This is a genomic window from Streptomyces iconiensis (assembly GCF_028657195.3).
Taxonomy (GTDB): Bacteria; Actinomycetota; Actinomycetes; order Streptomycetales; family Streptomycetaceae; genus Streptomyces; species Streptomyces iconiensis.
The window spans coordinates 150,502-160,081 of sequence record NZ_JANCPR020000020.1 but is presented as its reverse complement, the minus strand read 5'-3'; the positions used below and the strand labels follow the sequence as shown (position 1 = coordinate 160,081).

The following is a 9,580-nucleotide window of genomic DNA, read 5'->3' as shown; positions in this document are numbered from 1 at the left end:
GGGGCTGTTGGGGGGAGGAGCCCCCCGACGCCCGGCCGGCGAGGCCAACGGGGGCCAGGGGGCGAAGCCCCCATTAGGAACGGGAACGTGCTTCAATTCACAGGACCCACAACAGGCGAAGGCCCCACCCCCTCACCCCGCAAGCCGTACCCCCCGCGCCGCAGCAACCACATTCGCAAGGGCCGCCCGAACCTCGGGCCACCCCCGCGTCTTGAGCCCACAATCGGGATTGGCCCAAAGCCGCGAGGCGCCCAACGCCGCGAGCCCTTCCCGCAACAACGCGCCCGCCTCCTCGACAGACGGAACACGCGGCGAGTGGATGTCGTACACGCCGGGCCCCGCCTCCCGCGGGTACCCCACGGCGGCCAGCTCCCGCGCAACCTGCATATGGGAGCGGGCCGCTTCCAGACTGATGACATCCGCGTCGAGATCGGAGATCGCCGCCACGATGTCGCCGAACTCCGCGTAGCACATGTGCGTATGGATCTGCGTATCGGCACGCACCCCGGACGTGGCGAGCCGGAACGCGTCGGTCGCCCACGCGAGATAGCCGGACCGCGCGGCGGAGCGCAACGGCAGCGTCTCGCGGAGAGCCGGCTCGTCGACCTGGATGACGCCGATCCCCGCGTCCTCCAGGTCGCGGACCTCGTCCCGCAGTGCGAGAGCCATCTGGCGTGCCGTGTCACCCAGCGGCTGGTCGTCACGTACGAAGGACCAGGCGAGCATGGTGACGGGCCCGGTGAGCATGCCCTTGACCGGCTGGGAGGTCTGGGCCTGCGCGTAGGTGGTCCAGCGGAGTGTCATGGGTTCGGGGCGCGAGACGTCCCCGGCGATGATCGGCGGGCGTACGCAGCGGGTGCCGTAGGACTGGACCCAGCCGTGCTGGGTGGACAGGCAGCCGGAGAGCTGTTCCGCGAAGTACTGGACCATGTCGTTGCGTTCGGGCTCGCCGTGGACGAGGACGTCGAGGCCCACCTCCTCCTGGAACGCGATCACCGAGCGGATCTCGGCGGCGATCCGCTCGTCGTAGGCGGCGGCGTCGATGCGTCCGGCGCGCAGGTCGGCCCGTGCGCCGCGCAGCGCCGGGGTCTGCGGGAAGGAGCCGACGGTGGTCGTGGGCACGGGCGGCAGCTTGAGGCGGGCGCGCTGCGCCTCGCTGCGCTGCTCGTACGGCTGAGCGCGCCGGACGTCCGCTTCCCTGACGGCCGCCGCGCGTGCCCGTACGGCGGGGTCGCGGGTGAGCGACGAGCCCGCGCGCGAGGCGAGGTCGGCGCGGCGGGCGGCGAGCTGCGCCGAGATGGCGCCCGTACCCTCGGCGAGGCCGCGGGCGAGGCTGACGACCTCCTGCGTCTTCTGGCGGGCGAACGCCAGCCAGCGCATCGTCTGCGGGTCGAGGCCGCGTTCGAAGCTGATGTCGAGCGGGACGTGCAGCAGGGAGCAGGAGGGCGCGACGTCGACGCGTTCCGCGAGGCCCAGGAGGGTGCCGAGGGTGGCGAGCGACGCCTCCAGGTCGTTGATCCACACGTTGCGGCCGTCCACGACGCCCGCGACCAGCCGCTTGCCGGGCAGGCCGCCGGCGCGGGCGAGGTCGTCGAGGTTGGCGGCGGCGGGCCCGGTGAAGTCGAGTGCCAGGCCCTCGACGGGCGACTTGGCCAGTACGGGCAGTGCTTCGCCGAGGCGGTCGAAGTACGTGGCGACGAGGATGCGGGGCCGTTCGGTGGGCGCGGCGGGGGCCGCGAGTTCGCGGTAGGCGCGCTCGGCGGCGTTGAGTTCGGCGGGGGTGCGGTCCTGGACGAGCGCGGGCTCGTCGAGCTGGACCCAGGTGGCTCCGGTGGCGCGGAGTTCGGCGAGGACCGTTGCGTAGACGGGCAGCAGCCGGTCGAGCAGCGTGAGCGGTTCGAAGCCGGGGTCGACACCGGGTGCGGGCTTGGCGAGCAGCAAGTAGCTGATCGGCCCGAGGAGGACGGGGCGCGCTTCGGTGTGGCCGAGTCCGCGTGCCTCGCCGAGTTCGGCGATCTGCTTGCGCGGGTTGGCGGTGAAGACGGTGTCGGGCCCCAACTCCGGTACGAGGTAGTGGTAGTTGGTGTCGAACCACTTGGTCATCTCCAGCGGCGGCGCCTCCTGGGTGCCGCGCGCCATGGCGAAGTAGCCGGCCAGCGCGTCCTCCTCGCAGGCGGCCCGGTGCCGTTCGGGGAGCGCGCCGACCATGACGGTGGTGTCGAGGACGTGGTCGTAGTACGAGAAGTCGCCGGTGGGGACCTCGTGGACGCCGGTGTCGGCGAGGAGCTTCCAGGTGGCGCGGCGCAGATCCGCCGCCGTCTCCCGGAGGCTCTCGGGTGTGACGCGGCCCTTCCAGTAGCCCTCGATGGCCTTCTTCAGCTCACGGTTGGGGCCCTGGCGCGGGTATCCGTGGACGGTTGCTGTGGCGCGCTGTGCCGCTGCGGCGGTGGAAGCGGCTGTGGTGCTGGTCACTCAACTCTCCTTCGCGAGTCAGGGTGTGAACCCGGAGCGCGCGAGGGGTGGAGCGCAGGCAGGTGAGCGGCCTGCGCCGCCTGCCGTATGCCGCCGACCCGCCCGCGAGGTCACCGAGATCGCCGCGCACGGGGCGTGCGCGGGCAGTGGCAGGTCTTCGGACTCGTGGACGCGCGGCACGCTGTGCCGCACCTACTGGCCGTCGCTTCCCGGCCCCCTGGGGGCCAGTGCTTCATGACGGCGGTCGTTTCCACTCACCGCTGCGGGGCAGTTCCGGATTTCCACCGGATTCCCTCTTACGACGCCTGTCTGGCGGACAGGCCGAACCGACTGCACCACCCACGCTACGTCGCACCGTGGGAGTTGAACAGCCCGCGCCGGGTCGCCCCGGGGGCCCCGGGACCGGCAGGAGTGTTACGTTGCGCTCGCCAGTCAACCCCTCGTAAGGGTCAGGGAATCCGGTGAGAATCCGGAGCTGACGCGCAGCGGTGTGGGACTGGGGATGTGCATGGGCCACTGGGAACAGGAGTTCCCGGGAAGGCGCGCGTTCCCTGGAGTCCCGAGCCCGAAGACCTGCTGGCAGCCGCGTCCCGTTCGGGGCGCGGAGGACGCCGGGCTCCGCGACTGGGCCTCTGACGGAGAAGGATCACTGGTGGCTCTGCACCGTTCGCCCCGTTCCATAGCGCTGTGCGCGGCACTCGTCGCGCTCTCCCTCGCCGCCGCCGGATGCGGTACGGGCACGAAGGGGGCGGGCGGCGACGCCAAGGGGGCCGCGGGCGCCAAGGGGTATCCCCGTACGTTCGACAATTGCGGCGAAAAGGTCACCCTCGACGGGCCGCCGCAGCGCGCCGTCGCGCTGGACCAGGGCTCGGCGGAGATCCTGCTGGCGCTCGGACTCGGTGACCGTATGGCGGGCACGGGCACCTGGACGGACCCCGTGATGAAGGGGCTGGGCAAGGAGAACGCCAAGGTGCCGCGGCTGGCCGACGGTTACCCCTCGTTCGAGAAGGTGCTGGACAAGGAGCCGGACCTGGTGACCGCCTCCTTCGGCGCGACGCTGGACAAGGGCGGGGTCGCGCCGCGCGACAAGTTCGCCGACCTGCGCGTACCGACCTACCTCTCCCCCTCCGACTGCGCCAAGAAGGACGGCTCCAACGGGGACGGGGCACGCGGCGAGCGGCTGCGTATGGCAGACATCTACGGCGAAGTCCGCGACCTGGCACGCGCGTTCGGCGTGGAGGCGCGGGGCGCACGCCTGATCGCCGGGCTGAAGGAGCGGATGGCGAAGGCCACGGAGGGCGTGGACGCGAAGGGGACCAGCGTCCTGTACTGGTTCGCGAACTCCGAGTCGCCGTACCTGGCCGGGTGCTGCGGTGCGCCCGGCATCATCACCGAGGCGGTCGGCGCGCGCAACGCGTTCGGCGACACCCGCGACGAGTGGCCGCAGATCGGCTGGGAGAAGATCGCCGACCGCGACCCCGACGTCATCGTGCTCGGTGACCTCACCCGCAAGAACCAGACGGCCGAGACGGCGAAGGCCAAGATCGGAAAGCTGGAGTCCAGCCCCGTCACCCGCCACATGAAGGCGGTGAAGAACAAGCGCTACGTGCTGTTGAGCGGCGCGGCGATGAACCCGTCCATCCGCACGGTCGAGGGCGTCGAAGAGGTCGCCCGGGGCCTGCGCGACTTCGGCCTCGCCAAGTGAACGCGCGGCCGGTTCGCACGGAGACCGCGACGGCACAGGGCGGGACCGCGGCGCCCCGCGAAGACGTGGCGCCCCGCGTAGACGTGGCGGCGCCCCGCCGAGGAAGCGTGACAGCTCGCGGAGGGCCCGCGGGGGGCGTGGGGACGGCCCTGGTCAGGGCCGTACGTACCGGGCGGGGCATGGCCGTCTTCTGCGTCGTGGGCCTTGGCGTGCTGGCGCTGTCCGTGGCGTGGGCCATCACGGCGGGGCAGGCGGGGCTGGGCGTCGGGGACGTGTGGCGGGTGGTGGCGCAGAAGTTGGGGGGCGCTGACGCGGGGCTGTCGCCGATACGGGAGGGCATCGTGTGGGAACTGCGGTTGCCCCGCGCGCTGTTGGCGGCCGTGTGCGGCGCGGGGCTCGCGCTGTGCGGGGCCGTACTGCAGTCGCTGCTGCGTAATCCGCTGGCCGACCCCTTCGTGCTGGGTGTCTCCTCCGGGGCCTCGACGGGCACCGTGGCGGTGGTGGTGCTGGGGGTCGGCGGGGGCGCGTTCTCGCTGTCAGCGGGTGCCTTCGCCGGCGCGCTCGTCTCGTTCGCGCTGGTGCTGCTGCTCGCGCACACCTCGGGCGGCGGTACGGACCGGGTGCTGCTGTCCGGCATCGCGGCCATGCAGCTGTTCTCGGCGCTGACCTCGCTCATCGTGTTCACGTCCGCCGACGCCGAGCAGACGCGTGGCGTGCTGTTCTGGCTGCTGGGCTCGTTCGGCTCGGTGGGCTGGGCCGACGTGGCGCTGGGCGCAGCGGCGCTGGGGGTCGCGCTGGTGGTGTGCCTCGCGTACGCGAGGGCGCTGGACGCATTCGCGCTGGGCCGGGAACTGGCGAGGGCGCTCGGGGTGCCGGTGCGCCGGGTGCGGCTGACGCTGCTGCTGGTCACAGCGCTGCTGACGGCGGTGCTGGTGAGCAGCGTCGGCGCCGTCGGGTTCGTGGGCCTGGTGCTGCCGCACGCGGCGCGGGCCCTGACGGGTCCGGGGCACCGGCGACTGCTGCCGGTGACGGCGCTGGTGGGCGCGGTGTTCCTGGTGTGGGCCGACACGGCGGCACGTACGCTCCTGGACCCGCGTGAGCTGCCCGTCGGCGTTGTCACGTCGCTGATCGGCGTGCCCGCCTTCATGGTGATCCTGCACCGGGGGCGTGGGCGCGGAGGCGGCGGTGCGTAGGCCCGGCGGCGCGGCCCGTACCCGTGGTACACCCCCTGGCCTGCCGGAAGCGGTGTGGAAGACTGCGGGGGTCCAACAACTCGATCGAGGCGGCAGAGGCCAGGAAGCCGGTGTGAGCCCGGCACGGTCCCGCCACTGTGACCGGCCGACTGCCCGCGTACGCGCGGAGTCGGCCGGGAGTCAGACACTGGACTGCCGCCTTACCTCAACGCCAGGGGACGCGGATCCCTTGAGGAGGCAGTCCATGAACCGGTCACGACCGGTCTTCTCGCGGCGTGCCCTGCGCACGCCGCCCGCCCTGCGCACGCCGCGCATGCCGGGGTCCCGCATGCCGGACAGCTCGCCCGCCCCGCGCATGTCACGCGCACAGCGGGCGCCCGTCCCGCGCAGGGCACGCACACTGTTCGTCGTTCCTCTCGTCGCGCTGCTGCTCGCACCGCTGGCGGCGTGCGGCGGAACCGGGGCCTCCGGCTCTGGTGACGGCTCCGGGGCGAAGGGCAAGTCCCCGGCCGGCTTCCCGTACACGGTCACCAACTGCGGTGTGAAGACGACCTTCGACAGGCCGCCCGAGCGCGCCGTGACGATGAACCAGCACGTGACCGAGATCATGCTGGCGCTCGGTCTGGAGGACAGGATGGCGGGCACCGCCTACCTCGACGACAAGATCGTGCCGCGCTACAAGAACGCGTACGACAAGGTCAAGGTGCTCGCCAAGAAGTACCCGTCCAAGGAGACACTGCTCGCGGCCAACCCCGACTTCGTGTACGGGGGTTACTCCAGCGCCTTCGACAAGACCGAGGGCCGCGAGCGTGCCGCGCTCAAGGAGAGCGGTGTCGCGACGCGGCTGAACATCGAGGGCTGCCGCAAGGACATCGGCATCGGCTCGCTCCACAAGGAGATCCGCGAGGTGGCACGCACCTTCGGCGTACCCGAGCGGGCCGAGGCGCTGCTGAAGAAGCAGGACAGGCAGCTCGCCGCGACGGCCGAGCGCCTCAAGGGCGTCAAGAAGCCGTCCGTCTTCGTCTACGACAGCGGCGACAGCTCGGCCTTCACGGCGGGCGGCACCGGTATCGGCAACGACATCATCAGCCGCGCCGGCGGCCGTAACGTCTTCTCCGACCTGGACAAGACGTTCGCCGACGTCTCGTGGGAGAAGGTCGTGGAGCGCAAGCCCGAGGTCATCGTGGTCTACGACTACGGCGGCACGCCGGTGAAGGCGAAGAAGAAGCGCCTGCTGAACGACCCGGCGCTGGCGGACGTACCGGCGATCAAGCACAAGCGGTTCGCCGTGCTGCCGCTGTCCTCCGCCGTGCTCGGGCCGCGCGTACCGGACGCGGTCGACGCGCTGGCACGCCAGCTCCACCAGGGCGAGTAGGCGCCGTGCCGCTCAAATCACCGCTGCGGTTCGTCCTGGTGACCGCGGTGCTGGCCGCCGTGCTCGTGCTCGGTGCCGTGTTCAGCCTGGCGCTGGGCTCCGCACGCATACCCGTGCCCGATGTGGTGCGGGCGCTGACGGGGCAGGCGGGTACGGGCCCGTTCACCACGATCGTGCTCGACGTACGGCTGCCCCGCGTGCTGCTGGCCGCCGTGGTGGGAGCGGGGCTCGCGGTCGTCGGCACGGTGCTCCAGGCGCTGGTGCGCAATCCGCTGGCCGACCCGTATCTGCTGGGCATCTCCTCGGGCGCCTCCACGGGCGCCGTTGTCGTGGTGGTCCTCGGGGTGAGCGCCGTCTCGATGCCGTTCGGGGCCTTCGTCGGCTCCATGGTCGCGCTGCTCGTCGTCTACAGCATGGCGCGGCGCGGCGGTTCGATGACAACGGGCAGGCTGGTGCTGGCCGGGGTCGCCGTGCAGTACGTGCTGTCGGCGCTGACCAGTCTGCTGCTGGTGACCTCCTCCGACACCCAGCATCTGCGGGCGATCCTGTTCTGGACGCTGGGCGGTCTCGGCCAGGCGCGCTGGCACAGCCTGACGGTGCCGGCCCTCGTGCTGCTGGTCGGCCTTGTACTGCTGCTGGCGCTGGCCAGACCGCTGGACCTGCTGCTGGTCGGCGAGGAGGGCGCCACCGTACTGGGCCTGGACACGGCCAAGTTCCGCGCCGCCGTCTTCGTGCTCGCTTCGCTGGTGACGGCCGTACTGGTGACGGTCAGCGGCTCGATCGGCTTCGTGGGCCTGATGGTTCCGCACGCGGCCCGGATGGCGGTCGGCGCCTCGCACCGCGCGCTGCTGCCGGTGGCCGCGCTGGGCGGCGCCGCCTTCCTGGTACTGGCCGACCTGGCGGCCCGTACGGTCGCGGCGCCGGAGGAGATACCCGTGGGCGTCCTGACGGCGCTCACGGGCGGACCGTTCTTCCTCTGGCTGCTGCGACGCGGCCGGCGGACCGAAGGGATGGCGGAATGACCGTGACCACCGGGACACAGCGACAGCCGGAGCCCGGCCCCGGCCCGGGTCCGGGGCAGCACACGGAGGCGGAGGGGCGCACCGCGAACCGTGCCGCCGGGCTGCGCGCCCTGAAGGTCTCCTACGGCGTCGGCGAGCGTGCCCGGCACTTGCTGGTCGACGGCGTCGATCTGGAGGCGGCACCCGGCGAGACCATCGGCGTCGTGGGCCCCAACGGCAGCGGCAAGACGACCCTGCTGCGCTGCGTGTACGGCACGCTCTCCCCCACCTCGGGCCAACTGCTCCTGGACGGCCGGGACATGACCGGCATGAGCACGAAGGAACGGGCACGCAGCGTGGCCGCCGTACCGCAGGACGCGGGCGGCGGATTCGGGCTGACCGTACAGCAGGCGGTGGCGATGGGCCGCTCGCCGCACAAGCGGTTCTGGGAGGGCGACACGGCCCGGGACGCCGCGTACGTACGGGAGGCGCTGGAGCGTACTGGCGCGACGGAACTGGCGGAGCGCCGCGTGGACGAGCTGTCGGGCGGCGAGCGGCAGCGGGTGCTGGTGGCACGCGCCCTGGTGCAGGAACCGGCGCTGCTCGTACTGGACGAGCCGACCAACCACCTGGACGTGCGCTACCAGTGGGAACTGCTCGCCCTCGTCGACGGCCTCGCCGCGACCAGCGTGCTGGCCCTGCACGACCTGAATCTCGCCGCGTACTTCTGCGACCGCATCTACGTACTCGACGCGGGCCGCGTCGTGAAGGGCGGGCCACCCGCCGAGGTGCTGACCGAGGAGATGCTCGCCGAGGTGTACGGGGTGCGCGCTGAGGTGAGCGTGCATCCGGCGACGGGTGCGCCGACGGTGGTGTACCTGCCGCCGACGGCGGCCGTACGGGCCAAGTCCGTACGGGCCGAGTCCGCACGGGCCGAGTCCTCGCAGGCGGGCCCCTCACAGGCGGGCCCCTCGCAGGCGGGCCCCTCGCAGGCGGTGCACCGGTGAGCGAACCGCTGGACGAACTGGACGAACTGGACGAGTTGGAGGCGCTCGTCGCGCTGACCGATCTCGCCTCGGCGCACGGCCCCCGCTACCACCTGCTGCCCGGCGAACCGCCCCGGAAGGAGGCCGGCGCCTGGCTGCCCGCCGACCGGCTGCACTCCCCCGGCTCCCCGGAACTCGCCCACCTCCTGCGCGCCGAGTACGACTCCAGCGGCCACCGCACCGCGCACGCCGCCGCGCTCACCCTCATCGCCGTCTACGCGGGCCGCGTCACGGCAGCGGCCGTCCTCCACTGGGCGCTCGACGGGCGCGTATGGGACATGCGCCCCGCCAACGTTCTCGTACGCCCGGCCGCGCACGGTATCGGTGGCGTACGGCTGCGCGAGGCGCGGCTCCTGGCCCCGGCAGGCGACCGTACGCGCACGCTGCCCGTGTTGCACGAGGCGGTGCTGCACACCCACCTGTTGCCGCTGGCCGAAGCACTGCACCGCGAGACCCGCGCGGGGCTGCGGCAACTGCGCGGCGGCATCGCACACGGCTGCGCCACCGCGCTGGGCGCAGCCACCACCCGGGACCCACGTGAACTGGCCGACCGCTGGGCCGAGTTCATCGCCCCGCTCCCCGGACTGGCCCGCCTCGGGAACGTCGCCGAGGTGACCCGCGCCGACGGCACACGGCGCCTGCACTACCTCCGCAACACCTGCTGCCTCTTCTACACCAGCGCGGAGGACGTACGCTGCGCCAGCTGCTGCCTCACACCCCGCGAGGAACGGCTCAGCGCGTACGCGTCACAGTGACCGCGCCCGGCTGCACCGATAGCGAAGCCGGCT

The 9,580-nt window shown here is 72.4% G+C and carries 7 protein-coding genes and 3 riboswitches; of the genes, 6 read left to right on the top strand and 1 reads right to left on the bottom strand.

Going from position 1 to position 9,580, the window contains the following annotated elements; genetic code table 11:
* Positions 1–132 precede the first annotated feature (132 nt).
* The gene (gene metE / locus NMN56_RS21250) at positions 133–2,472 is read right to left on the bottom strand and encodes a 5-methyltetrahydropteroyltriglutamate--homocysteine S-methyltransferase (protein ID WP_274041897.1); all 2,340 of its coding nucleotides are present in this window, start codon (positions 2,470–2,472) and stop codon (positions 133–135) included.
* A 131-nt stretch (positions 2,473–2,603) separates the two neighbouring features.
* Positions 2,604–2,819, bottom strand: a riboswitch (cobalamin riboswitch).
* Between the two features lie 65 nt (positions 2,820–2,884).
* A riboswitch (cobalamin riboswitch) is annotated at positions 2,885–3,067 on the top strand.
* 57 nt (positions 3,068–3,124) lie between these two features.
* On the opposite strand from metE, the gene NMN56_RS21245 reads away from it, so the two are divergent.
* The 6 genes from NMN56_RS21245 to NMN56_RS21220 all read left to right on the top strand — a co-directional run bounded on the left by NMN56_RS21245 (position 3,125) and on the right by NMN56_RS21220 (position 9,547).
* Positions 3,125–4,177, top strand: coding sequence for an ABC transporter substrate-binding protein (locus NMN56_RS21245; protein WP_274041898.1), 1,053 nt, complete (start codon positions 3,125–3,127; stop codon positions 4,175–4,177).
* Between the two features lie 179 nt (positions 4,178–4,356).
* Complete coding sequence (locus NMN56_RS21240; RefSeq protein WP_274041969.1) at positions 4,357–5,370, top strand: FecCD family ABC transporter permease; 1,014 nt, start codon at positions 4,357–4,359, stop codon at positions 5,368–5,370.
* A gap of 77 nt (positions 5,371–5,447) precedes the next feature.
* Positions 5,448–5,580: riboswitch (cobalamin riboswitch) on the top strand.
* 145 nt (positions 5,581–5,725) lie between these two features.
* Positions 5,726–6,745, top strand: a complete 1,020-nt coding sequence (locus tag NMN56_RS21235) for an ABC transporter substrate-binding protein (RefSeq protein ID WP_430542658.1) — start codon at positions 5,726–5,728, stop codon at positions 6,743–6,745.
* Between the two features lie 23 nt (positions 6,746–6,768).
* Positions 6,769–7,767 carry a FecCD family ABC transporter permease gene (locus NMN56_RS21230; RefSeq protein WP_430542657.1) on the top strand — a complete coding sequence of 333 codons (999 nt, stop codon included), beginning with the start codon at positions 6,769–6,771 and terminating at the stop codon, positions 7,765–7,767.
* Complete coding sequence (locus tag NMN56_RS21225) at positions 7,764–8,753, top strand: ABC transporter ATP-binding protein (protein WP_274041901.1); 990 nt, start codon at positions 7,764–7,766, stop codon at positions 8,751–8,753. Before NMN56_RS21230 ends, NMN56_RS21225 begins: the two co-directional genes overlap by 4 nt.
* Entirely contained in the window at positions 8,750–9,547 is a 798-nt protein-coding gene (locus NMN56_RS21220; RefSeq protein ID WP_274041902.1) for a (2Fe-2S)-binding protein, read from the top strand. The genes NMN56_RS21225 and NMN56_RS21220 overlap by 4 nt, the downstream gene beginning before the upstream one ends.
* Positions 9,548–9,580 lie beyond the last annotated feature (33 nt).

Coding starts and splice junctions, on each gene's coding strand:
- NMN56_RS21225 (WP_274041901.1), top strand. CDS start 7,764: ATGACCGTGACCACCGGGACACAGCGACAGCCGGAGCCCGGCCCCGGC.
- NMN56_RS21240 (WP_274041969.1), top strand. CDS start 4,357: ATGGCCGTCTTCTGCGTCGTGGGCCTTGGCGTGCTGGCGCTGTCCGTG.
- NMN56_RS21235 (WP_430542658.1), top strand. CDS start 5,726: ATGTCACGCGCACAGCGGGCGCCCGTCCCGCGCAGGGCACGCACACTG.